Source organism: Pedobacter rhodius, assembly GCF_027213645.1.
GTDB classification, from domain to species: domain Bacteria; phylum Bacteroidota; class Bacteroidia; order Sphingobacteriales; family Sphingobacteriaceae; genus Pedobacter; species Pedobacter rhodius.
This window is the reverse complement of sequence record NZ_JAPWGL010000005.1, coordinates 260,976-286,177: the sequence shown is the minus strand read 5'-3', so window position 1 is coordinate 286,177 and position 25,202 is coordinate 260,976. Positions and strand designations below refer to the sequence as shown.

At 37.6% G+C, this 25,202-nt stretch carries 24 protein-coding genes; 18 read left to right on the top strand and 6 right to left on the bottom strand.

All coding sequences use genetic code 11. The annotated features are described in order from the left end of the window. Positions 1 to 250 precede the first annotated feature (250 nt). Complete coding sequence (locus tag O0931_RS17960) at positions 251 to 982, top strand: porin family protein (protein WP_269416865.1); 732 nt, start codon at positions 251 to 253, stop codon at positions 980 to 982. A 64-nt stretch (positions 983 to 1,046) separates the two neighbouring features. Here O0931_RS17960 and O0931_RS17955 read toward each other — a convergent pair whose 3' ends face one another. Genes O0931_RS17955 through lpxK form a run of 3 tightly spaced genes read right to left on the bottom strand, consistent with a single transcriptional unit; the run spans position 1,047 to position 4,923 of the window. After that, positions 1,047 to 3,074 carry a putative porin gene (locus O0931_RS17955; RefSeq protein ID WP_269416864.1) on the bottom strand — a complete coding sequence of 676 codons (2,028 nt, stop codon included), beginning with the start codon at positions 3,072 to 3,074 and terminating at the stop codon, positions 1,047 to 1,049. Beyond that, entirely contained in the window at positions 3,075 to 3,890 is an 816-nt protein-coding gene (locus O0931_RS17950; RefSeq protein WP_269416863.1) for a purine-nucleoside phosphorylase, read from the bottom strand. Then, entirely contained in the window at positions 3,862 to 4,923 is a 1,062-nt protein-coding gene (gene lpxK, locus O0931_RS17945) for a tetraacyldisaccharide 4'-kinase (protein WP_269416862.1), read from the bottom strand. Before lpxK ends, O0931_RS17950 begins: the two co-directional genes overlap by 29 nt. Before the next feature lie 245 nt (positions 4,924 to 5,168). Between lpxK and O0931_RS17940 the strand changes: the two genes are divergently transcribed. The 9 genes from O0931_RS17940 (at position 5,169) to O0931_RS17900 (ending at position 12,806) form a co-directional block, all read left to right on the top strand. Further along, positions 5,169 to 6,302 carry an NAD(P)/FAD-dependent oxidoreductase gene (locus tag O0931_RS17940; RefSeq protein WP_269416861.1) on the top strand — a complete coding sequence of 378 codons (1,134 nt, stop codon included), beginning with the start codon at positions 5,169 to 5,171 and terminating at the stop codon, positions 6,300 to 6,302. Beyond that, on the top strand, positions 6,302 to 7,015 hold the full coding sequence (locus O0931_RS17935; protein WP_269416860.1) for a methyltransferase domain-containing protein: 714 nt from the start codon (positions 6,302 to 6,304) through the stop codon (positions 7,013 to 7,015). The genes O0931_RS17940 and O0931_RS17935 overlap by 1 nt, the downstream gene beginning before the upstream one ends. Beyond that, positions 7,012 to 8,064: a type III polyketide synthase gene (locus tag O0931_RS17930; protein WP_269416859.1), complete on the top strand. Its 1,053-nt coding sequence runs from the start codon at positions 7,012 to 7,014 to the stop codon at positions 8,062 to 8,064. Before O0931_RS17935 ends, O0931_RS17930 begins: the two co-directional genes overlap by 4 nt. A 1-nt stretch (position 8,065) precedes the next feature. Next, the gene (locus tag O0931_RS17925; RefSeq protein ID WP_269416858.1) at positions 8,066 to 8,512 is read left to right on the top strand and encodes a 3-hydroxyacyl-ACP dehydratase FabZ family protein; all 447 of its coding nucleotides are present in this window, start codon (positions 8,066 to 8,068) and stop codon (positions 8,510 to 8,512) included. After that, a complete protein-coding gene (locus tag O0931_RS17920; RefSeq protein ID WP_269416857.1) occupies positions 8,505 to 9,785 on the top strand; it encodes a beta-ketoacyl-[acyl-carrier-protein] synthase family protein in 1,281 nt (426 codons plus the stop codon). The genes O0931_RS17925 and O0931_RS17920 overlap by 8 nt, the downstream gene beginning before the upstream one ends. Beyond that, on the top strand, positions 9,778 to 10,038 hold the full coding sequence (locus O0931_RS17915; RefSeq protein ID WP_269416856.1) for an acyl carrier protein: 261 nt from the start codon (positions 9,778 to 9,780) through the stop codon (positions 10,036 to 10,038). Before O0931_RS17920 ends, O0931_RS17915 begins: the two co-directional genes overlap by 8 nt. Further along, the gene (locus O0931_RS17910; RefSeq protein WP_269416855.1) at positions 10,028 to 10,576 is read left to right on the top strand and encodes a 4'-phosphopantetheinyl transferase family protein; all 549 of its coding nucleotides are present in this window, start codon (positions 10,028 to 10,030) and stop codon (positions 10,574 to 10,576) included. Before O0931_RS17915 ends, O0931_RS17910 begins: the two co-directional genes overlap by 11 nt. Positions 10,577 to 10,682: 106 nt before the next feature. Continuing rightward, the gene (gene pruA / locus O0931_RS17905; RefSeq protein ID WP_269416854.1) at positions 10,683 to 12,317 is read left to right on the top strand and encodes an L-glutamate gamma-semialdehyde dehydrogenase; all 1,635 of its coding nucleotides are present in this window, start codon (positions 10,683 to 10,685) and stop codon (positions 12,315 to 12,317) included. Positions 12,318 to 12,554: 237 nt separating this feature from the next. After that, on the top strand, positions 12,555 to 12,806 hold the full coding sequence (locus O0931_RS17900) for a hypothetical protein (protein ID WP_269416853.1): 252 nt from the start codon (positions 12,555 to 12,557) through the stop codon (positions 12,804 to 12,806). Positions 12,807 to 13,054: 248 nt separating this feature from the next. On the opposite strand, the gene O0931_RS17895 is transcribed toward O0931_RS17900, so the two are convergent. The 3 genes from O0931_RS17895 to O0931_RS17885 all read right to left on the bottom strand — a co-directional run bounded on the left by O0931_RS17895 (position 13,055) and on the right by O0931_RS17885 (position 15,744). Beyond that, positions 13,055 to 13,690 carry a carbonic anhydrase gene (locus O0931_RS17895; protein WP_269416852.1) on the bottom strand — a complete coding sequence of 212 codons (636 nt, stop codon included), beginning with the start codon at positions 13,688 to 13,690 and terminating at the stop codon, positions 13,055 to 13,057. Next, entirely contained in the window at positions 13,690 to 15,300 is a 1,611-nt protein-coding gene (locus O0931_RS17890) for a SulP family inorganic anion transporter (RefSeq protein WP_269416851.1), read from the bottom strand. Before O0931_RS17890 ends, O0931_RS17895 begins: the two co-directional genes overlap by 1 nt. A gap of 141 nt (positions 15,301 to 15,441) precedes the next feature. Continuing rightward, positions 15,442 to 15,744 (bottom strand): hypothetical protein, encoded by a 303-nt coding sequence (locus O0931_RS17885; RefSeq protein ID WP_269416850.1) that lies wholly within the window; start codon positions 15,742 to 15,744, stop codon positions 15,442 to 15,444. Positions 15,745 to 16,047: 303 nt separating this feature from the next. Here O0931_RS17885 and O0931_RS17880 point away from each other — a divergent pair, with 303 nt between their 5' ends. The 8 genes from O0931_RS17880 (at position 16,048) to O0931_RS17845 (ending at position 25,113) form a co-directional block, all read left to right on the top strand. After that, a complete protein-coding gene (locus O0931_RS17880; RefSeq protein WP_269416849.1) occupies positions 16,048 to 17,589 on the top strand; it encodes an acyl-CoA carboxylase subunit beta in 1,542 nt (513 codons plus the stop codon). Between the two features lie 187 nt (positions 17,590 to 17,776). Then, complete coding sequence (locus O0931_RS17875) at positions 17,777 to 18,934, top strand: MFS transporter (RefSeq protein ID WP_269416848.1); 1,158 nt, start codon at positions 17,777 to 17,779, stop codon at positions 18,932 to 18,934. A gap of 1 nt (position 18,935) precedes the next feature. After that, the gene (locus O0931_RS17870) at positions 18,936 to 19,352 is read left to right on the top strand and encodes a GNAT family N-acetyltransferase (RefSeq protein WP_269416847.1); all 417 of its coding nucleotides are present in this window, start codon (positions 18,936 to 18,938) and stop codon (positions 19,350 to 19,352) included. Positions 19,353 to 19,488: 136 nt separating this feature from the next. Further along, positions 19,489 to 20,604, top strand: a complete 1,116-nt coding sequence (locus tag O0931_RS17865; protein WP_269416846.1) for a M42 family metallopeptidase — start codon at positions 19,489 to 19,491, stop codon at positions 20,602 to 20,604. A gap of 241 nt (positions 20,605 to 20,845) precedes the next feature. Then, positions 20,846 to 21,262, top strand: a complete 417-nt coding sequence (locus tag O0931_RS17860) for a DUF1801 domain-containing protein (RefSeq protein WP_269416845.1) — start codon at positions 20,846 to 20,848, stop codon at positions 21,260 to 21,262. A gap of 111 nt (positions 21,263 to 21,373) precedes the next feature. Then, on the top strand, positions 21,374 to 23,791 hold the full coding sequence (locus tag O0931_RS17855) for an alpha/beta hydrolase family protein (RefSeq protein WP_269416844.1): 2,418 nt from the start codon (positions 21,374 to 21,376) through the stop codon (positions 23,789 to 23,791). A gap of 137 nt (positions 23,792 to 23,928) precedes the next feature. After that, complete coding sequence (locus tag O0931_RS17850; RefSeq protein WP_269416843.1) at positions 23,929 to 24,810, top strand: J domain-containing protein; 882 nt, start codon at positions 23,929 to 23,931, stop codon at positions 24,808 to 24,810. Positions 24,811 to 24,816: 6 nt separating this feature from the next. After that, positions 24,817 to 25,113, top strand: a complete 297-nt coding sequence (locus O0931_RS17845; RefSeq protein ID WP_269416842.1) for a chaperone modulator CbpM — start codon at positions 24,817 to 24,819, stop codon at positions 25,111 to 25,113. Positions 25,114 to 25,202: the final 89 nt, after the last annotated feature.

The window sequence follows — 25,202 nt, the reverse complement described above, 5'->3', positions numbered from 1 at the left end:
TTGATACAGATTTTAATAAAATACTATTTGTTTCCTCTATTCTATACAGAAGTACAGGCTGAGCTAAAGGGTCTAAAATAACGTTTTTGCACTAAAAATAATTTTCAAACACATCTGTAAACCAAATAATTAGAAGCGGCTTTTGTAACTTAAATAATACTTTGGCACAGCTTTTGGAAAGAGGCATGTAATTAACATTGGTTTAAGGCCAATAATTTTAAACTTGATTCTTTACAAAAGAAAAAATATTATGAAAAAGTTATTATTAAGTGCATCGGTTATTTTATTAGCAACAGGTGCTTTTGCGCAATCAACAACAGGTTCAACATCGAGATTTGGAATTAAAGCGGGGGTTAACTTAGCTAAAATTCATTCAAGTGGAAATAATGAGGATGCATATAACGACAATGCTAAAAGTAATGTAGGCTTTAATGTTACTGCATTTGGTGATTTCGGAGTTGCAAACAATTTCTTCATCCAGCCAGGTATTTCGCTACAAAATAAAGGTGTAAAATTTGAAGGAACTACATCAGGAACTGCTGGTGCAATTACAACAACTACAACTTCGTCAGTTAAATCAAATGTAATGGCAATTGAGGTTCCAATTAATGCTGTATTTAATATTCCAACAGGAGAGTCTGGTGCATTTCAAATCAGCGCCGGCCCATACGTAGGTTTTAATATTTCAGGAAAAAACAAAGGAACAACGACTACAACAACTGTAAACAACAATACGAACTCAAGCTTAACTTCTACAACAAGTAATGACAGAGATTTAAGTTTTGGTAGCACAACAGACAAAGATCAAAGCAGCATAGATTTTGGTGCTAACTTTGGTTTAGCTTACCGCGCCTCATCAGGCATTTTAGTAGGTGCAAACTATGGCTTAGGTTTATCAGATTTAACGCCGAAAGATTCGAGAGCAAATACTAACAAATACACAAACCGTGTTATCGGTTTTACAGTAGGTTACTCATTCTAAGGCAATAACCTTAAATAAAAAAAGCGTTCTGTTTATAAAGCAGAACGCTTTTTTTATTTTCAAATTAATCATAAAAATTCCATGTCAAGCCAAACTTCAATAAAGCATCAGGCATTGGATAACGGTTTACAGTATAATACCCTTTCGAAAACAAACCTTGGTTCAGGTAATCATACTTTACAAAAATATTTGCGCGTTTTAAATTGGCCTTAAAGAAAAAATCAACTACAGGTGTTGATTTTAATACCGTTTCATCACCAACAAAAAATTGAGATATCGCTGGTGCGTAGGAGTAATTGGCATAAGCTGTATTGTACCTCACATCAAAACCAATATTGGTTTTAAGCACCTTAAAGAAATCTACATTAAACGAAAAACTATTGTAAGTATAAAATTCGGGTGTTCTTAAAATACTGTTATTATCCGTTTTTTGATAGGCAATATAATTTTCAATTGAGAATTTACCAACCCGCCATTTTTTTGAAACATCCAACCGTATTAAATTGATATCAGAAGTTTCCTGAAATGGCCTTATAGTAACATTACTAATGCCTTTTATTATCGTTCCAAAATATAAATAGTTACTTGTAAGAAAATATTTTGCGCCGGCTTGTAACCCTAATTTATCGTTAAAATAATCAAAAGACAGGTTTGCAACCTTTGTGTTTTTTAAATCGGCATTGGTCCAGGAATAATGATTACCACTGTAATAACTAAAAATTTCTGATGGAGATTGATTTTGAAGATAAGCACCTAATTCAATCCTGCCAATAGTTTTACCTAAAGCAACTCTGCTTTTGGCTTCATATAAAAAGTCTCCGGCATTTCTACCTTGAAAAATTTGCTGAACATTTAAATTTAAATCGATGTTGCTGCTGAAACGATAACCCAATGTACCGAGCAAACTTAAATTCTGAAACCCGAATGATCGATCATCACTGCCGTAAGTGGTGCCATTACTTCTGATTCCTAAGGTGCGGTATTGATAATAATCGTGTTTTATACCCGCATCTAACTTCAACTCATTTTTAATAACCGAAGAATTTTTAGGCCTTAAAAAGAAACTATAAATAAATTCATTTTTTACATGCATCACATGTGTTGAATCATTTGTAAAGGTTGCATCAAGCAGGCCGTCGCTTTTAGTTATTGCCCTGGGAATTACCGTATTATCATCAGCTTCGTTCTTAGAAAAATCATAACTATCATTATTATACTCAACCGTGTACGTAATCTTATTTGTAGGCACAACAGATCCATTTACAGTATTAGAACTATCTATCCGGCCAACATAATACGTTTGCTTTAAAAATAAAGTATTTTTACGATAAAGGTTTCTTGCACTTGACAGCCGGACAGCTTCAGCATCACGAGCAATTTTTTCATAACCGGAATCAAAAATACCGCTCTCTGCAACAGATCCGTTTTCATAGGCACGCATCGTATTAAAAATAGCAGAGGCCCACATATTGTATCGTTTGCCTGGCGATTGATACCAGCTAAAAACGGCGATATTAAGATTATCGCCACGCTGCCTGCTGTAAAAACCACGTGAATCCATACGGTTAAAATTAAACCCCGCATTCCAGTTCTTTTTTATGTTCTGACTATGAATTCCCCTGAACAATTGTTCTTTTTGCCCGGCGCTTATTAAATATAAACTTGTAAACGGTGCCCTCGCCTGGTAGTAAATAATATCTTCCGGACTTAGCGCATAATAATCGAGCGAATGATAGCCTGCATCAAACCCTATTCGTTTTGATGGCTCATACAATAATGGCCGTGCTACCTGGCCCATATTTCCGGTTGTGATGGCCGGATGCTTAGGTTGAAGTAAAGGACTATAATTTTGAATATTTATCGTAGAGGTATCTAGAGGCAAAAGGACTATACTATCCTTACTTAAAGAGAGTTTTGTAAAACGAATGTATTTTGCATTGTAAACAACAGAATCTTTGGGACTTTCCTCTCTTTTTCTTAACGAATCGAGTTCTTTATTGGTACCAACAGTCGTTTTTAAATCTTGTGCAAAAGCATCGTTAGTGCTGATGAAGACAAAAATTACCAGACAAAACAGAATAATTTTATGCATTTATAATTCAGCAATTAAGGCGGTTAAAATTTCGGTCATTTTAGGTTCGGCTTTTGCTGCGGCCGCTAAAATTTCATCTAAATTAAATGGCTGTAAATCTTCCGGAAAACCTTCATCCGTTAAAACAGAAATGGCAAAAACAGGTAATCCCGCATGGTTGGCAACAATAACTTCAGGAACGGTACTCATGCCAACAGCATCGGCACCGATTAACCTCAGGTATTTATATTCAGCTTTCGTTTCTAAATTTGGACCGGAAACGGCCACATAAACGCCCTTATGACATTTAACATCCACATTTTTGGCAATTTCCAATGCTTTAGAAATAATCGTTTTTTTATAAGGCTGGCTCATATCGGGGAAACGTGGCCCTAATTCACTTTCTATTAAACCACGCAATGGATTATCAGGCTGAAGATTAATATGGTCTTCAATAATCATTAAATCTCCTTTTTTAAATTCAGGATTTAAAGACCCTGCTGCATTAGAAACGATTAAGTTTTCGATACCCAAACCTTTCATCACCCTAACAGGAAATGTGATTTGTTGCATATTATAACCTTCATAATAATGCAAACGACCTTGCATGGCTACTATTTTCTTCCCGTTCAGGGTTCCGAAAATCAGCTTACCGCTGTGAAATTCTAATGTTGATATGGGGAAATTCGGGATATTTGAGTACATCAACTGATGTCCAACTTCAATTTCTTTAACCAGGCCACCCAAACCGGTGCCTAAAATAATACCTATTTCTGGTTTAAAGTTTTCGGTTTTTCGTTTTATATATTCAACGGTTTCTTCTATTGCTCTTAACATAGTTTAAAATAAGTTCATCAAAGGTAAACTTATCTTCTTCAAATAAATCAACCTCGACGGGTAAAAAATATACGGGTAAATTTACCAGTAAATCTTTAAATCCCGCAGCTTTTAAACGCTTGCTATCCTTTTCTGTTGTGATGATAATTTTTTCTTTTTTCATCCCCGCATCAAAAGCCGATTTGAACTTCTTGATATCATCAGTTTTAAATGCATAATGATCTGGAAATTCCTCATGTTTAATGGTTGTCGAATACTTCTCCAATTCTTCTATCAAAGGCTCGGGGTTTGCAATTCCGGTGAGCAAAAAGATTTCGTGCCCTTTAACTGATTCCAACGAACGATTTTCATCATGGTACAGATGTTTCAATTCACCATATTTTAAATAAGAATGAAGTACTTTTTGAGTGTTATCCGGCTGTAATTCATTAACGGATGCTTGCTGAGCCACATGCAACAATGGTACCGGCGATTTGGTTACCAACAACACATCAGCTCTTTTTCTCGATGAAAATACATCCCTTAAATTTCCTGCCGGAAGTAAGAATTGTAAAGTTCCTAATTTCCTGAATTCAAAAAGCAGAATATTTAAACCGGCCTTCACCGCGCGGTGCTGAAAAGCGTCGTCCAGGATAATCAAATCATGGTTTTCTTTCAATTTTTCTATTCCTTTAACCCTGTCTTCGCAAACCGCTACCGTTATATTGTCGAACTTCTGGTAATATTGCAGCGGTTCATCTCCAATGGTTTCTGCTGTGGCATGGTCATCCGCGAGTATGAAACCCTTCGTTTTACGACCATATCCCCTGCTCAGAATTGCAATTTTGTAATCAGCGAGTAGCCTGACCAAATATTCTGTTGTTGGCGTTTTACCAGAACCACCGACAGCTAAATTACCCACACAAATTACAGGTAAATCGAACTTAACGGAAGACAGGATACCCCAATCGTAAAGTTTTTTTCGAAGCGTAATGGCCATGCCATAAATAAGCGAAAAAGGAAGAAGTAGAAGGCGTAAATAGTTAAGTAGCATACCGTCGTGTTTTCAAAAATAGGGATAATTTAAAAAAAGCAGGCATTATCAAACACAACGCCTGCTAAAATGAACCCATAACTTTTAGAAAGGTTTGTCAGAATTTTATAGAAATCCATTATTTTTAAATTTCCGAATCTCTAAAATTCGTTTATAATATTGTCTCCAGATAAAATTTCAGCATTTAATCTTATGCACAACAAACGTGAAATTAAAATGTTACCTTGTAACATGCTTACACCTATATGCCACTAGAATCAGAAATTTTAATTATTGGTGGTGGATTAGCAGGTTTAACAGCTGCACTTCATCTGAATAAACTGGGGTTAAATGTTACGTTGATTGAGAAAAACACTTACCCGCATCATAAAGTTTGTGGGGAATATATCTCCAACGAGGTTTTGCCTTACCTCAGCTGGCTGAATCTAAACCTGAAGGATTTATGGCCTGCATCAATTACCAATTTACAGTTCACATCGAGCTCGGATAAATCTGTTACCACAACACTACCTTTAGGCGGCTGGGGTTTGAGCAGGTATGCACTCGACGATTTTTTATACCGCAGCGCAATTAACCGGGGTGTAAACATCTTTCAGGATACCGTTGTTAATATAAATTACTTGGATAATCAATTTATTATTGAAACGGCTGCCGGCAAAGCTTTTACGGCAAACCATGTTGTTGGCGCTTATGGTAAACGGGCATCGATAGATGTAAAATTAGAACGTAAATTTATTAGTAAAAAATCAGAATACTTAGCCGTTAAGGCACATTACACTTCAGATTTCCCGGATAACTTGGTAAGTCTGAATAATTTTAAAGGGGGTTATTGCGGGATTTCCAAGGTTGAAAATGATGTATTAAATATCTGCTATTTAGCCGACTACGAAAGCTTTAAAAAGCATAAAAATATCGCTGCCTACCAGGAAAATGTACTTTACAAAAACCAATACCTTAAAAACATATTCGAAAAATCAGAAATGATTTTTGATGCCCCTTTAACCATTAGCCAGATATCTTTTGATGCAAAAGAACCTGTGTTTAATCATATTTTAATGATTGGAGATACAGCAGGATTAATACATCCGCTTTGCGGTAATGGCATGGCAATGGCTATTCATAGTGGTAAAATCTTATCCGAACTTTTAAATAAATATTTTAAAGGAGAAATTTCATCAAGAATTGAGTTGGAAAAAAAATATACGGCAAACTGGAAAAGCATATTCAGAACCCGTTTAAAAACAGGACGACTATTAACTTCCCTGTTAAGAAATGAGACACTGGAAAATTTTGCAATGAATTCTCTTAGCAGAATGCCCTTTGTTTTGAATAAATTAATTAAATATACTCATGGGCAACCCATTCCAATTTCCCGTTAATGGCCATAAATACAAAATTTAGAAGCAATGCGCCCGAACTAATGGATGATTTCCAGATGGAAGGCGAAATTTTAAGAGATGCACTGGATAAAATTGCACGGATTAACCAATTGTTAGGCGGCAACAAGGTTACGCTTAATGGCATTGAATTTTTAATCAAAAACAAACCAAAAGATGAACCTATACGTATTACAGATATTGGCTGTGGCAACGGGGACATGTTGAGGGCTTTAGCCGGTTACGCAAAAAGAAGAGGCTTAAATTTTATTTTAAAGGGAATAGATGCCAATAAATTTACCATAAAACACGCTGAAAATTTATCAGGCCGTTACGATAACATTTCCTATGAATGCGGTGATATTTTTGACAATTTAACAGTAGAACAACCATGCGATATTTTTATTTGCACCCTGACATTACACCATTTTAAAGATGAGGAAATCATTAGCTTACTTGAAAAATTCAAACATTCGGCAAAAATGGGTCTGGTAATTAATGATTTGCAGAGGAGTGCGTTGGCCTATTACCTTTTCAAAGCACTGTGTTTTGTTTTTAAGTTAAACGATATGTCGAGGGAAGATGGTCTCGTATCTATTTTACGGGGATTTAAGCGAGCAGATTTAATGAAATACGCCAAACAGTTAAACCTGAAATTCAGTTATATTAAATGGAAATGGGCATTTCGCTACCAATGGATAATTAAAACGATATGAGTGTTAGAATAAAAGCAGTTGGTAAAGCATTACCCGAATTCTGGCGGGCAACAGAAGCTATTTTACCTTTTTTAGATAGCTGGTTAAAGGATCAGGATGAACGATTTATAAGGAAAGTGAAAAAGATTTTTGAAGGGGCGGCTGTAGACAAACGCTATTCGATAATGTCGCCCGAAGAAGTATTCAGTGATTTAAGCTTTGAGGAAAGAAACAATATATACATCAGGGAAGGCATAAAATTGGGTAAAAAATGCCTGCAAAATGCATTGGAAAATGCAAATTGGAAACCTCAGGATTTAGATTATATTATTACAGTTAGTTGTACCGGTATCATGATTCCTTCTTTAGATGCCTATCTGATTAATGAATTAAAACTACGTCAGGATATTGTGCGTTTACCTGTAACAGAAATGGGTTGCGCTGCAGGTGTTTCAGGAATAATTTATGCTAAAAATTTTCTCAAAGCCAACCCTGGAAAACGGGCGGCGGTTGTTGCCGTTGAATCACCCACCGCAACTTTTCAGCTTAATGATTTTTCTATGGCTAATGTAGTTAGTGCAGCCATTTTTGGTGATGGTGCGGCTTGTGTATTACTTAGTTCGGATGAGGCAGATCATGGCCCCGAAATTCTCGCCGAAGAAATGTATCACTTCTACGATGCTGAAGAAATGATGGGATTTAAATTAACCAATACCGGCTTACAAATGGTTTTGGATGTTGAGGTTCCCGAAACAATTGCTTCGCATTTTCCGGCGATTATCCATCCTTTTTTAGCCAAAAATGATTTAGAAATTATGGCCATTGACCATCTTATTTTTCATCCCGGCGGAAAAAAAATCATACAGGTTGTGGAAGAATTATTTGGTAAGCTTGGTAAAAATATAGATGAAACCAAAGAAGTTTTAAGACTTTATGGTAATATGAGCAGCGCAACTGTTTTATATGTATTGGAACGCATCATGGATAAAAAACCCGCGTCAGGAGAAAAAGGATTAATGCTGAGTTTCGGTCCGGGGTTTTCTGCGCAAAGAATCCTTTTACAATGGTAAGATGTTAAAGGAAGATATATTACATAAACTTCCATACGGCAAATCTTTTCGGTTTGTTGATGAGCTGTTACATATAGATGAAAATGGTGTTGCTGGCGAATATACCTACGCTGCTGATTCTTATTTTTATGAAAGCCATTTCAAGGATTATCCTGTTACTCCGGCAGTCATCTTAACGGAAACCATGGCACAAATTGGTTTGGTCTGTTTGGGATTGTACCTATTGAAAGATGCATCTGATGAGGCTAAAATATCGCTGGCGATGACCTCTAATTCAATTGATTTTCTGAAACCCGTGTACCCTGGCGAAAAAGTAATTGTAACCAGTGAAAAGCTTTATTTTCGATTTAATAAATTAAGCTGTAAAGTGAAAATGGAGAATGTTTCGGGCGAAGTTATTTGTAAAGGAACTATTTCGGGCATGTTAATCTCTAAACCTCATGGATAACAATCGTGTTGTAATCACTGGTCTTGGTATTTGTGCGCCAAACGGAACAACGATTCCTGATTTCACAGATGCAATAAAGAATGGTATCTCCGGAATAAAACATCAGCCGGAGTTGGAAAGACTTGGGTTTTCGTGTCAAATTGCCGGGATGCCCGAATTCGACGAAGAAAGAATTTTACGGTATTTCACACCACTTGAATTAAGAAATTTAAACAGTACTGGAATTACCTATGGTGTAATAGCCGGTTTAGATGCCTGGGCAGATGCCGGTTTGGAAAGGAATACGGATGATGAACCCGACTGGGACAGCGGAACCATATTTGGAACAGGCACATCGGGAATAGATAAATTTCGCTGGGCGATAAATAAAATTGATGATATGGACATCCGAAAACTCGGAAGTTCTGTTGTGGTACAAACCATGGCCAGTGGTGTTAGTGCTTTTATTAGCGGAAAACTGGGCTTGGGAAACCAGGTAACGACAAATTCCTCGGCCTGTGCAACGGGTACTGAAAGTATTTTACTGGCTTTTGAAAGAATTAAATCCGGACAAGCTAAAAGAATGCTGGCTGGAAGTACAAGCGACAGCGGGCCTTACATTTGGGGCGGATTTGATGCAATGAAAGTTTGCACGTTCAAACATAATAATGAACCGGAGAAAGGAAGTCGCCCGATGAGTTTAACGGCAAGTGGTTTTGTACCCGGAAGTGGCGCAGGCGCTTTGGTTTTAGAATCGCTGGAATCTGCTTTAAACAGAAATGCCAAAATTTACGCCGAGGTATTAGGCGGACATATAAACTCCGGTGGTCAACGGGGCCTTGGAACCATGACTGCGCCAAATCCGGTTGCCGTACAGCGCTGTATTAAGCTGGCTATTGAAAGTTCAGGAATTCGCTCCGATGCAATCGAAGTGGTAAACGGACACCTTACGGCAACATCAAAAGATGCGCTGGAAATCGAAAACTGGAAAAATGCATTAGGCGCTTCTTCAGGTAACTTTCCCTACATAAATTCTTTAAAAGGCATGATTGGCCATTGCATAAGTGCATCCGGGAGCATAGAATGTGTCGCTTCAATTCTGGAACTTTATGAGGGTTTTATATTTCCTAATATTAATTGCGAGGATTTAAATCCGGAAATCAGTTCAATGATTGACAAAAACCGCATCCCTCAAAAGTTAATCCACAACCAATTTGATATTTTAGCAAAGGCCAGTTTTGGATTTGGAGATATCAATGCCTGTGTAATTTTTAAAAAATATAAAAATGGATAAACAACATCTAATTGAGGAACTGATTACAATTATTACACCTTATACCGAAGAAAAATCTGCTTTGGAGCGTGTAGGAGAAAACACAGACTTTATTAAAGACCTCAAAATAAATTCTGCAAATTTAGTTGATATCATTCTCGATATCGAAGAGAAATTCAAAATTGAAATTGATAACGATTCGATGGCAAAAATGCTTACCGTAAAAGCGACTATAGAAGTTATTGAAAGCAAATTACAGGCAAATGCTGGGTAACGATGTTGTAGATTTAAACCTGGCTAAAATTCAAAGTAACTGGAGACGAAAAAACTACCTTGATAAGATTTTTACGGGAGAAGAACAAAAGCTGATTTCATTGGCAGAAAATCCTGATGTGACGGTGTGGCTGTTATGGAGTATGAAAGAGGCGGCATACAAAATCCACAACAGGACAACGAATAAAAGACTTTTTAACCCTATATCTTTTCAGTGCCAAATTTTAGAATTAAATAATAAAACTGCAAAAGGGTTTGTTAAATATGATACTTTGAAATTTTTAACAGCATCTGAAATCAGCAGTGATTTTATACATACAATTGCGACTGATAATTCTTTATTTTTTAAAAATCTAAATGAATGGCAAAATCCTTATCATTCAAATTACCTTAGTCTTTTCAACAGCCAAACCAGTGGTTATCAAATTTATTACAATGAATCCGGCTTGCCGGAAATAAAAAATACACATGGAAAAACTATCCATGATACATCGGTAAGTCATCATGGAAATTATGTAAGAATTGTTTTTAACAGTTAAATCCCATTTTAAATTAACACAAACGTTTGCCCTATTTTCTTTACAGAAGAATAGAATTGCATCCCTCAAAAAGCCCTATCTTTGCCCAAATCATAAAAAATAAAATATGCTTAAAGGATTTTTTAACGTACCCACTCCGGTAAACGAACCTATATTAAATTATGGCCCAGGCAGTAAAGAACGTGCACTTTTAAAAGAAGCATTGGCTGAAGCCCGGTCACACCAGCAAGACATCCCGATGTATATCGGCGGCGCACAAATTCATACAACCAAAAAAGGTAAAGTTGTTCCGCCGCATGATCATCAACATATTTTAGCCCAATATAGCATTGGCGATAAAACGCATATCCAACAGGCAATCGATGCAGCACTTGCTGCAAAGGAAGACTGGGAAAACCTTTCCTGGGAACACAGAGCGGCCATCTTTTTAAAGGCTGCCGATTTAATTGCCGGCAAATACCGTTATAAATTAAATGCGGCGACGATGTTAGGTCAAAGCAAAAATGCATACCAGGCAGAAATTGATGCCGCTTGCGAACTGATTGATTTCTTACGTTTTAACGTGAGTTACATGTCTGACATTTATAAACAACAACCTCCTGTTTCACCTCGCGGCAGCTGGAATCGTGTAGAACAGCGCCCCCTGGAAGGTTTTGTTTTCGCATTAACACCTTTCAACTTTACAGCTATTGCGGCTAACCTACCAGCTTCGGCAGCGATGATGGGGAATGTTGTGATTTGGAAGCCTGCAGACACACAAGTTTACGCAGCTAACCTTTTAATGGAAATTTTCCGTGAGGCCGGCTTACCTGATGGTGTTGTAAACTTAGTTTACGCTGACGGACCGGAAACCGGTGATGTAATTTTCAATCACCCTGATTTCGCAGGTATTCATTTTACAGGTTCTACCAAAGTATTTCAGGAAATCTGGAAAACGATAGGTACAAACATCCACAAATACAAGTCTTATCCTCGTATTGTTGGTGAAACAGGTGGAAAGGATTTTATCCTGGTTCACCCGTCTGCACAAACCAATATTGCAAGCACGGCAATTGTTCGTGGTGCTTTTGAATACCAGGGACAAAAATGTTCAGCTGCAAGCCGCGTTTACATTGCAGAAAGCCTTTGGCCGGAAATTAAAGAACAAATGTTACGTGATTTGGCTACATTTAAAATGGGCGGAACTGAAGATTTTACCAACTTCATTAATGCCGTTATCGATGAGCGTTCTTTTGATAAATTAGCAAAATACATCGACCAGGCGAAGAAAGACGAAGGCGTTGAGGTTATTGCCGGCGGCAACTACGATAAAAGTAAGGGCTATTTCGTTGAGCCAACTGTTTTAGTGGTTAACGATCCGAAATATACCACCATGTGTGAAGAATTATTTGGCCCTGTTTTAACAGTTTATGTTTATGCAGACCAAGATTTTGATTCGATTTTGGAGGTAATTGATACAACATCACCATATGCTTTAACCGGTGCTTTAATTGCACAAGACCGTTATGCGATTGATAAGGCAAGTTATGCTTTACGCAACTCGGCTGGTAACTTTTACATTAACGATAAATGTACTGGAGCGGTTGTTGGTCAACAACCTTTTGGTGGCGCCAGAGGTTCGGGTACGAATGACAAAGCAGGTTCAATGATTAACTTATTGCGCTGGGTTTCCCCGCGTACAATTAAAGAAGTTTTCGAATCACCGACTGATTATCGCTATCCGTTTTTGGCTGAAGATTAATCATTAAGTTAAGCGTTGACAACTTTTTAGAAATATTGCCAGAAAGTTGTCAACGCTATAAATTTCCGAAACCCTTGAGCAATCAGGGGTTTTTCTTTTTTTAAGGCGTTTAAAACATTTATTTTGTGATTAAACCTATGAGCTTTGAAAGAAAAGCACCGCACACACATTTCCAAATCCTTATCACTCTTTTAAAACCATCTCGAATTCCTGCTGTTCTTAATAAAAAAAAACATCATGGATAATCAAAACGAAAATTTAAAAGATAAAAACGCGGATAACGCTGCAGATAAAACAAATATGCCCGATCAGTTGGTTCCCCGTCATCACAGCGATGAAAATAACGAAAAAAACAAAGTAAAATCTGATGCGGGTAACCTGGGTAGAAATTTTGGAAGAGGCGATTTTGGTTCGGAAGAAGCCCGTGAAGATTCTGAAAAAGGAAACGAGGGACACGCCGGAAACATGCCGAATAGTAAAGAAAAGTAAAGAGGCTGTATCATAAAATTATTTTTGAAACTTGTTACGTTGAGCTCAGCCTGTGCTGAGTTTACCGAAGCATCGAAACGTCCTCAAAGGCAATTTTTACAAGTCTTTTGAAAGGCTAACGATGACCTTTCATATTTATGATACAACCTCTTTTTTATTAATACCGGCAAATGTATTGATAAGCCAACGTATTTTATAAAACTATCAAAATATAAGTACGAACTTTTTGACTATTATGGTCTTAAATGCTATAACCAGCTTACAATACCAGTTTCTACATTATAATTCGCGCCTACTATTTTTATTTTCCCCTCTTTTTCCATTTGGTTCAAAGTAGCACTTTGATCGCGGATATCTTCTATCGTTTGCTTTACATTTTGTATGTTCAGCCTTTCCAACAAGTCATCATTTTTAGATGAGCGTTCTTCTCCTTCAGTAATAATTTCCTCAATAATTGGGTTAAAATGATCTACTAAATGGCAAAGGTTTTTCATTTCCGTTTGGTGGATTGCAGCAGCATCTAATCCTCCTTTTAAAGCTCCGCATTTTGAATGCCCTAAAACAACAATTAATTTAGATCCTGCAACATTACAGCCGAATTCCATAGACCCCAAAATATCTTGGTTCACAAAATTCCCGGCTATTCTCACACTAAAAACATCTCCTAATCCTTGGTCAAAGATCAATTCTGCAGAAGTGCGACTGTCTATACAGCTTAATATTACCGCAAATGGCCATTGTCCTGCTCTGGTATCATTTACTTGCGCTAGTAAATCTCTATTGGCTTTTAAATTTTTTACAAATCTTTCATTACCTTCTTTTAGTATTTCAAATGCTTTTTCAGGGGTAATTGTTGCTTGTGTTTCTAAAGTATGTGCCTTCATTATTTTTTATTATTTATTTCTTCTACAATCTTATTATTTAATTTTGGTACAGTATAATGTTTCTGTACATTTTCTAAAGTTACAATAATGCCTTTTGTGTAAGCATTATGTTTATAATTAAAAATGGTTTCCAGAACATCCGGGTCGATGTATCTTGCGTTACTTCCATCAATAATTACATTTGTTTCTCGTGGAATATTCGTTAAAACAACCTGTATAGCTGCCTTATTTAAAAAAGAGACTTCTTCTGCCAGTTTAATTCTGATGTTTTTTTTATCGCCATCATTTGTAATTCTGTAGAAAAAAGGATTACGCATATTGGTACGCAATAAATAAAAGATAGAAACCAACATGCCAACGGCCACACCTTTTAATAAATCGGTAAACAATACGGCAACAATCGTTACCACAAAAGGTACAAACTGATCCCAGCCTTTATGGTACATGTGTTTAAACAAGCTTATCCGCGTAAGCCTGTAACCTGTAACCAGTAAAATTGCAGCCAAACAAGATAATGGAATCATATTAATTACCTGTGGAATAAATAGTAAGGAAAGCAATAACCAGACACCATGAAAAATTGCCGACATCTTGGTTCTTGCTCCAGAATTTACATTGGCTGAGCTCCTAACAATTACCGAAGTCATTGGTAAACCGCCAACCATGCCGCTGGCAATATTTCCGATACCTTGTGCAATTAATTCGCGGTTTGTTGGCGATATGCGTTTAATCGGATCTATTTTATCAATGGCTTCGATACTTAAAAGGGTTTCCAAACTTGCTACAACAGCAATGGTAATTGCAACGATGTAAACATTTTTATTTGCCAGTTGAGAAAAATCGGGTGTCGTAAATAGCCCGATAAATTCTCCAAAACCATTTACTACAGGTATTTTCACCATTTGATCGGCTCGAAGCGGGTGATCAGTTCCACCAAAAATTATCGTACCGATAATACCCAGGGCTACAACCAATAATGGTGCAGGTACAATGGCAAGTTTTGGAAATTTCGGCCATATAATTAAAATTGCGATCGACAACAAACTAATCACTACAGCAGCCAGACTAAAGTGGCCTAACGCAGCAGATATCGCAGAAAAAGTATTTTCATGATCCTGCTGAAAGAAACCTTCATCACCACTAAAATCGGTATCAACACCCAATGCATGCGGAAGCTGTTTTAAAATCAAGATTAACCCGATGGCCGCCAGCATTCCTTCGATTACGCTCGAAGGAAAGTAATTGCCAATTGTTCCGGCTTTTATCAAACCTAAAATTAACTGGAAAACACCAGCCAGCACAACCGCAAGTAAAAATGTTGGATAGGCACCCAGGGAGGTAATTGCACCCAGAACGATTACAGTTAAACCTGCAGCCGGACCACTTACACTCAGTTGCGAACCACTAAATGAGGCCACAACTATTCCACCTATAATGCCGGTTATTAAACCGGCGAATAAAGGCGCGCCTGACGCCAGTGCGATACCCAAACACAATGGCAAGGCTACCAGAAAAACAACAATACTGGCGGGTAAATCTTTCTTTAAATTCTTTTTAAGAATATATTTTTTCACATCCGAACCTGAAAAGGCCGGGTTAAACTTTTGCATAACGATATAATTATCTGGTAAATTTTAACGAATAAATCGCAGTGCAACAGCAAAAAGAATATAGATAGCAAAAAGCCTGCTTAAAGCTTACGATTTGTTATCGATAAATTCAATCGAGAAAATGTTGTTACACCTAAAAACTTAGCAAAAGTTGGGTGGTGGTGTCGGAACCGTAGGATGATATGGATCTACATATCTTTTGAAGTGCTCTACAAAACTACTCTTCAAAACAAAATGACTTGAGGAGAACTCGTAAGAGAAGATTGGATGATTTAATTCAACAAGTTTAAAATCTGTGAATTTAGATGTGTCTTTGGCGGCATCCTTTCCGCCATCATGCTCTAACTCAATCTGCATGATTACGGCGTTCATGATTTCCCGGTCAATACAAGTGCAAAATACCGGTGCGCCGGAAATGGCCATCTTCGCACTGAAGATGAGCATAAAAGCGGCAACGATGATATACTTGTATTTTCTCAAAAACATTTAGTCGGTTCTAATTCTGTTCTAATGTAATTACAAAATTAAACGGATTATTGGTTTTTCAATACTTTAAGCTGTAAAAAAAATGTAATATAAGTGATTGACAGGAATTTAAACATCCGATTATTTAAACCCTATAGGTTTTAAAAACCTGCGGGGTTTGCAGAAAAAACAAATATTCAGGTGTCTTTGGTAAATAACAACGGGCAGAACCTTGCATTCCCGAATGTAATTTCTAAATTTAAAATCTGTTACCAACCAAATATGGATAAAAAAATAGCATTACTTCAAGATAAAATAAACCAGGCGAACCTTGGTGGCGGACAAGCGAGAATCGAAAGTCAGCACAAAAAAGGAAAACTTACTGCCAGAGAACGCATTCATTTTTTAATGGACGAAGGCAGTTTTGAAGAAATTGGTATGCTCGTTACCCATCGTAGTACCGATTTTGGTATGGAAAGGGAAAAATATCCCGGCGATGGTGTAGTTACGGGTTATGGCACAATTAATGGCCGTTTAACCTATGTTTTCTCGCAGGATTTTACGGTTTTTGGTGGTTCCTTATCTGAAACTCATGCGGAGAAAATCTGTAAGTTAATGGATATGGCGATGAAAAATGGCGCGCCGTTAATTGGCCTGAATGATAGTGGCGGGGCTCGTATTCAGGAAGGTGTGGTTTCTTTAGGCGGCTATGCCGATATATTTTACAAAAATGTTCAGGCTTCGGGTGTAATCCCGCAGTTATCAGCTATTATGGGTCCATGTGCGGGTGGAGCAGTTTATTCCCCTGCCATCACCGATTTTATTTTAATGGTGGAAAATACCTCTTACATGTTCGTAACCGGCCCAAATGTGGTTAAAACGGTAACTCACGAAGAAGTAACTTCAGAAGAACTTGGTGGTGCAAATACACATGCAACCAAATCGGGCGTAACACATTTTGCTTGTGCAAATGAAATCGAAGCAATAACACATGTTAAAAAGCTTTTGAGTTACATGCCGCAAAATTGCGAGGAAATTACAGAACATTTACCTTACGAAGGAGCAGAAGAAAGCAGACCGGAACTCAATACGTTTATGCCTGAAAATGCATCTCAGCCTTATGATATTAGAGAAGTCATTTCAGCGGTTGCTGATGCAGATAGTTTTCTGGAAGTGCATGCAGCCTATGCTGAGAATATTGTTGTAGGTTTTGCCCGTCTGGCCGGAAGAAGTATTGGAATTGTTGCCAATCAACCGGCTTATTTAGCTGGTGTTTTAGACAGTAATTCATCAACAAAAGCGGCCCGATTTGTTCGTTTTTGCGATTGTTTCAATATTCCTTTATTGGTTTTTGAAGATGTTCCGGGCTTCCTTCCGGGCACTGACCAGGAGTGGAATGGCATCATTACCAATGGAGCAAAATTATTATATGCCTTTAGTGAAGCTACTGTTCCGCGTATAACGGTGATAACCAGAAAAGCTTATGGTGGCGCTTATGATGTAATGAATAGTAAACACATCGGTGCCGATATGAATTACGCCTGGCCAAGTGCTGAAATTGCAGTGATGGGCGCAAAAGGTGCAGCGGAAATCATTTTTAAAAGAGAAATTACAACAGCCGAAAATCCGCAGGAAAAATGGCTGGAAAAAGAAAAACTGTATTCAGATATTTTCGCAAATCCTTATCGGGCTGCCGAACGCGGTTTTATTGATGAAGTAATTGAACCTGCGCAAACCCGGATTAAGTTGATAAAAGCTTTTAAGATGTTAGAAAATAAGGTGGTAAATAAGCCTCGTAAGAAACATGGAAACATACCCTTATAAATATGGAAGCGGGTTAATGTAAGATGGGTGATGGGGAAAAATGCCGTACCCATCATCCATTTTATATCTCTACATTTTACATATCAGATGGTTATTGAAAGATGGATAATAATGAGGGATTTCCATCATCCATTATCCATCTTACATATTAATTCCATCTTACATCTCTACATTTTACATCTCATCTATGTTAAAACGAGCAGATATTCTTTTAATGGCCTTTTGTACAGGCTTAATTGTTGCAAATATTTACTACTGCCAACCTCTAGTAATCCTGGTTGCCAAAGATTTTAACCTTACAGAAAGTTATGCAGGGCGTATTACCTATTTAACGCAAATTGGCTATGCCCTGGGTTTATTTCTACTGGTTCCGCTGGGTGATATGTTCGAGCGTAAAAAACAGATTTTAGTCATTACAGGATTAGCCATTTTAGCCCTGTTAGTTGCAGCAGTTTCAAAAACATTTTTCCTGCTCGAAATTGCCTCGGTTTTAATTGGTGCCTGCTCAATTGTTCCACAGCTTATTTTACCGCTCGCTGCCAATTTAAGTTCTGACGAAAATCGCGGTGCAAACATTGGTATGATTATGAGCGGTTTGCTTGTCGGTATTTTAGCTTCGAGAGCGGTTAGCGGAAGCATAGGCTTTTGGTTAGGCTGGAGAGCTGTATACTTTATGGCTGCCGGCATTTGCGCCTTACTTATCGCTTTAATGGCTAAACGTTTTCCGCAGAGTTACCCTGCTTTTAAAGGCTCGTATAAAGAATTAATGACTTCGATGTTCAGCTATATTAAAACGCAACCGGCTTTACGCGAAACTTCCATAATTAACTTTTTAGCTTTTGCAATTATAAGTGCCTTCTGGACAACCATGGTTCTGTTTCTTGCAAATCCACCATTTAGTTTTCAAACCCTGCAAATTGGTTTATTTGGTATCGCCGGTGCGGCAGGCGCTTTAGCTGCCCCATTAGTTGGTAAACTCAGCGATGGCAATAATCCGCGTAAAAATTTAATGATAGGTTTTATCTTGCAAATCATCAGTATTGCTTTATTCTATTTTACCGGAAATCATTTATACTTATTTGTAATCGGAATTGTTCTTATTGATATCGGCCAGCAAGCCATTCACGTAACCAATCAAACCAGAATTTACACCTTAATTCCTGAAGCCAGAAACAGATTGAATACCATTTTTATGTCTGTGAGTTTTATTGGTGCGAGTTGCGGTTCCGCTTTAGGTTTATATCTTTGGGATAAAGGCGGGTGGAACTTATTTTGCTATGGCATGGCAGGAATAATCGTACTGAATACATTAATTTATCAATTTTACGGAAACAAGAAATTTTAATTTGGAAACCCTGATTCAAATAGAGCAAATTTTCCCATCATTAACCTGGAGGATTCGTCATCTGGCAATGTACCCTGATATGCCTTTCGATTCGGTAAAATTGAAAGACGATTTTGACGGCGTACATTTTGGGCTGTATGCCGACCATAAATTAACGGGTGTCGTATCGCTGTTTTCGCAAGGTGATGTTTATCAATTCAGAAAGCTCGCTGTTCTACCCGAAGCCCAAAAATTAGGTTATGGTACTCAACTAATGGAATATATCCTAGATTTTTGTAAAATTCAGAAGGCAACAGCGCTTTGGTGCAATGCCCGTGTTAATGCAAAGGAATTTTATTTTAAATTTGGCTTCCACGAAACCAAAGATACGTTTTTCAAAGATGGCTATGATTTCGTAGTTATGGAATTGGAATTTTAGATTGTAGATTTACGAATTACGATTAATAAATTTGGGATTGTATGTTGAAAATTTTAACAGAAAAATAAATAAAATTAGATGGATGTTTTAGTTGCTTTTTAAATCTAAAACCGTAAATCTAAAATCGTAAATAAATATGGCTAAGAAAAAAGAAGACGACAAGAAAAAACATGTTGCAGTTGTAACCAAAAAATCATTACAATTTCTTGAAGAATACATAAACAACCCGGCACCTACGGGCTATGAATGGGAAGGACAAAAGCTTTGGTTAAATTACCTCAAACCTTATATCGACGAACATTTTATTGATAATTACGGTACTGCAGTTGGTGTAATTAATCCAAAAGCGGCTTATAAAGTTGTAATCGAAGCACATGCGGATGAAATTTCGTGGTATGTAAATTACATCACAGCCGATGGTTTAATCTATGTAATCCGTAATGGTGGTTCTGACCACCAGATTGCACCATCGAAACGTGTAAATATCCACACTGAAAAGGGTTTGGTTAAAGCTGTATTCGGCTGGCCGGCCATCCACACCCGTCATGGCGAAAAGGAACAAGCACCTGAATTAAAAAATATCTTTTTAGATTGCGGCTGTACCTCAAAAGAAGAAGTAGAGAAATTAGGCATCCACGTGGGTTGTGTAATTACCTACGAAGATGAATTTATGGTCTTAAACGACCGTTACTATGTTGGTCGTGCTTTAGACAACCGTGTCGGCGGTTTTATGATTGCTGAAGTTGCCCGTTTATTAAAAGAAAACAAGAAAAAACTACCTTTCGGTTTATACATTGTTAACTCTGTACAAGAAGAAATTGGCTTACGCGGCGCAGAAATGATCGCAGAACGTATTAAACCAAATGTGGCCATTATTACCGACGTAACGCACGATACGACAACACCAATGATTAATAAAAATACACAGGGCGATTTAGCAGCAGGCAAAGGACCGGTTGTTTCTTACGCACCGGCGGTACAAACCAACCTGAACAAGTTATTAATCAAAACGGCGGAGAAAAACGAAATTCCGTTCCAACGTCAGGCATCATCACGCTCTACCGGAACAGATACCGATGCTTTTGCTTACTCAAATGGCGGCGTTCCATCGGCTTTAATTTCTTTACCGTTACGCTACATGCACACTACAGTGGAAATGGTCCATAAAGAAGATGTAGATAATGTTATCAGCCTGATTTACGAAAGTTTACTTAACATAAAAGATGGTCAGGATTTCAGGGAGTTTAAATAATCTAACTGTACGTCATTACGAAAAGCACAGCAATGCGGCAATCTTATTTTAAGATAGAAAGGCTGTCTCATAATTAGTTTTACTCATGTTGAGCCTGTCGAAAAGATCTGGATAACAATTTCAAAGTCTTTCCACAGGCTCAGGATGATATTTCGCATTTTGAGACAGCCTCTTGTTATAACTTGTATTATCTGGTCCTGAAATTCCTTTTAATACGGATCAAACAACGATATAATTCAATATGGCACAAAACAAAACTACTGAAAATGATGGCAGCGTAACTGCTTTTTTAAATACAGTTGCCGATGAGGCTAAACGGAAAGACAGTTTCGATTTAATTAAACTGTTTGAAGAAGCATCTGCTTTTAAAGCTAAAATGTGGGGCACAGCAATTATTGGTTTCGGCAGTTATCACTACAAATATGAAAGCGGTCGGGAGGGCGATGCACCACTTGCCGGTTTTTCGCCAAGAAAAGACGCTTTTGCATTATACTTTTCAGCACAGTTTAAAGACAAGGAGAGACTTTTAGCAGATTTCGGCAAATATAAAACCGGTAAAGCCTGTATTTATGTTAAGAAATTAAGCGATATTAATGTCGACATCCTTAAAAAAATGATATTGAATTCCATGCAGGAAATTAAAAGTAACTACCCCTAACATTTGTACCACGACTTTATTACAATTATGTAAATAAGCAGTTACGCGCTGTTCAGGTCCGGTTAATTTTGCAATATTTGAATATTCCTTATCAAATAACCAAACCGGATTATGTTTAAAAAACTACACTTCTATTTTTTAATAGCTGGCGCATTTATTTCATTTAATACTGCTGCGCAGGATGCTGTAAGCTATCAAACGCCACCCAAAGAAATTGCTGATTTATTACTTGCCAAGCCAACACCAGGCGTTAGCACAGACGATAAAGCCGAATGGATTTTATTCAGCGAAAGAAACTCCTACCCTTCTGTAGAAGAATTGGCCATGCCGGAATATCGTATTGCAGGATTAAGGCTAAATCCTAACAATTATTCGCCCAGCCGGATTACTTACATTAATAATTTCAGCTTGAAGAGTATTAAAGCCGATAAAACCTTCCCGGTTACGGGTTTGCCTTCGCCATTGTATGCCAGTAACATCAGCTGGAATCCATCGCAAACTAAAATTGCTTTTACCAATACCACGCAAAAAGGTGTTGATTTATATATCATAGATATTACCACCAAAAAGGCAACAAAAACGAATAAAGCTTTTTTAAATGTTGTTTTAGGCAATGGTTTAACCTGGTTAAACGATAACACGATTATTTACAGAACAGTTACCAAACCTGCGAGTTCTGCACCGGTAAAACCGTTAATGCCAAAAGGACCAACGGTACAGCAAAATTTAGGTAAGGCCGCACCTAGTCCAACTTACCAGGATTTAATCAAATCTCCGTTTGATGAACAACTCTTTGAATTTTATGGAACATCGCAACTGGTTAAAAATACAGGCGGTGTAGAAACGCCAATTGGCAAACCCGCAATTTATTCTTCAGTAAGCCTTTCTCCCGATAAAACATATATGTTGGTGGAAACAATTCGCAAACCATTTTCATATTTAGTTACTGCAAATGGTTTTCCATCAACCGTTACCATTACCGATTTAACGGGTAAAGCCGTTAAAGTTTTGGCAGAATTACCATCTTCAGAAGGCACACCATCAGGATATGACAACACCCAGAATGTTCCACGCGGTTTCGACTGGAGAGATGATGAACCTGCTACCATCATTTGGTCAAAACCATTAGATAGTGGCTTAATTAAGAAAAATGTTCCCTTCCACGATGCCGTGTATGCTTTAAGTGCACCATTTACCGGCGCCGAAAAAGAACTATTTAAAACACAAACCCGCTATCGCGGCGTTCAATGGGGAAACGCAAGTTTAGCTTTAGTTATGGAAGGTTTAAGGAGCAAACAAACTAATAAGGTAAGTGTATATAATCCAACAACAGGAACTTTAGAAGAATTATATACCCGTAACCAAACTGATGCTTATGGAAATCCAGGCACACCGGTTACAACAAAAAATAAGTATGGCCGTTCGGTAATTCATACGGTAGATAATGGCACAAAACTGCTGATGAATAATACGGTAGGTTCATCCGAAAAAGGTGATTTGCCATTTCTGGCGAAGTTTGACTTAAAAACTAAAAAGAGTGAAATTATCTGGCGAAGTGCCGAGGGAACTTTCGAATATGTAAGCGATGTTATCGACCCTGACAAACTCGTTCTGCTGACCAGAAAAGAAAGCCAGAAATTAGTCCCTAATTATTATATAAAAAATCTTGTCCTTCGCATTGCAGACAAACCGGTAACAGCCTTTGCAAACCCATACCCATCGTTAGATGGCGTTATTAAAGAGAAAATTTCTTACAAACGTGCCGACGGCGTTGACTTAACAGGCGATTTATATTTGCCAAAAGGCTACAACAAAGAAAAAGATGGCCCTTTACCTACTATCATCTGGGCTTACCCTCGCGAATTCAATTCTGCTGCAGATGCGGCCCAGATTCGTGGCTCTAAAGATAAATTCACAGCCATATCATGGGGTTCTCCGATTTACTGGGTAACCCGTGGTTATGCAGTTCTGGATAATGCAGAAATGCCGATCGTAGCTAAAGACGGCAAAAAACCAAATGATACCTTTGTTGATCAGTTAAGTTTAAATGCTGAGGCTGCTATTAACAAATTAGCTGATTTAGGCGTTGGTGACAGAAAACGCATGGCAGTTGGTGGCCACAGCTATGGTGCCTTTATGACAGCGAATCTTTTAGCCCATACAAATTTGTTCGCTGCAGGTATCGCAAGAAGCGGTGCATACAATCGTACACTTACCCCTTTTGGTTTCCAAAACGAAGATCGTACTTATTGGCAGGCACCACAATTATACTATGAAATGAGCCCCTTTAGTTATGCCGATAAAATTAAAACACCTTTGTTGCTAATCCATGGCGATTCTGATGATAACACAGGTACATTCCCGATAAATAGCGAACGCCTATTTGCAGCCATTAAAGGTGCCGGCGGTACCGTACGCTTTGTATTTTTACCATATGAAGCACATGGATATCGTGGTAAGGAGAATATTTTACATGCCCTTTGGGAACAAGACCAGTGGCTTGAAAAATACGTGAAAAACAAAAAATAAAATCTCTTTTCTATCTTAAAAATGCCCCGGTCATCGGGGCATTTTTCGTTTGCCTTTTGTTCTTCGCGGTTAATAACTAATTTTACATTTTCCAAAATCAAACCCGAACATTAAAATCATTTATTTGTTTAAGCCTTATGGAATACATAGATTACTATAAAGTTCTTGAAATTAAAAAAGATGCATCAACAGATGATATCAAAAAAGCCTATCGTAAACTGGCCAGAAAATATCATCCTGATTTAAATCCGAATAATGAAGAGGCGAATAAAAAATTCCAGCAGATAAACGAGGCCAATGAGGTGTTAAGTGATCCTGAAAAAAGGAAAAAATACGACCGCTATGGAAAAGATTGGCAGCATGCCGATCAGTTTGATGCGCAGCAACAACGGCAATCGCAAGGAAGAGGCAGAAGCGGAGGTGGTTTTTCTGGTTTTGGTGGAGATGATTTTTCTGATTTCTTTTCTTCCATGTTTGGTGGTGGCGGTGCCCGCAGCAGTGGTCGTTCACCGTTTAAAGGTCAGGATTATAGTTCAGAATTGAACTTAAACCTGCTCGATGCCTATACAACCCATAAACAAACATTAACTGTAAACGGCAAACAGGTACGAATTACCATTCCGGCCGGTGTGGAAAACGGACAAAAAATAAAGCTAGCCGGTTATGGCGCACCCGGCCCGAACAATGGTCCTGCGGGAGATTTATTTATTGCTTTTAATATTGCTGAGCACCCTAAATTTAAGAGAAAAGGTAACGATATATATGTACAGGAAGAGGTCGATCTGTATACCGCGATATTAGGTGGCGAAAAGATTATAGAAACCTTAAACGGAAAAGTGAAATTGTCAATTCCGGCAGGAACGCAACCTGATACGACTTTACGATTAAAAGGAAAAGGTTTTCCCATTTATAAAAAGGATAATCAATTTGGAGATCTGTATGTTAAATGGCAGATTAAATTACCAACAAAATTAAACGCTAAACAAAAGGAATTATTCGAACAACTTTCCAAACTCTAACCAATTATGGAAACTAATTTCATTTCAGTTGATGATTTTTGCGGGCATTATAAAGTTGAAGTTAACTTTATTAAATCTTTAGAAGAATACGGCCTAATCAAAACAAAGGCAATAAAAAAATCGATTTTTATAAACACCGATGATTTAACGGGATTGGAGCGTTATATAAGACTTTATAAAGAGCTGGAAATTAATTTGGAGGGCTTACATGCCGTTGCCCACTTGCTAAATCAATTGGAATTTTTGCAGCAGAAAGTCAAAGATTTAGACAACGAAATTAGTTATTATAAACAACTCCATTAATTTTGATATTATGGCCTTTAAAGGCTGCGATAAAAAAATCCTTTTTTAATATTAGTTTTAGTTTATTAAATTGGGACTTTAAACCTGAA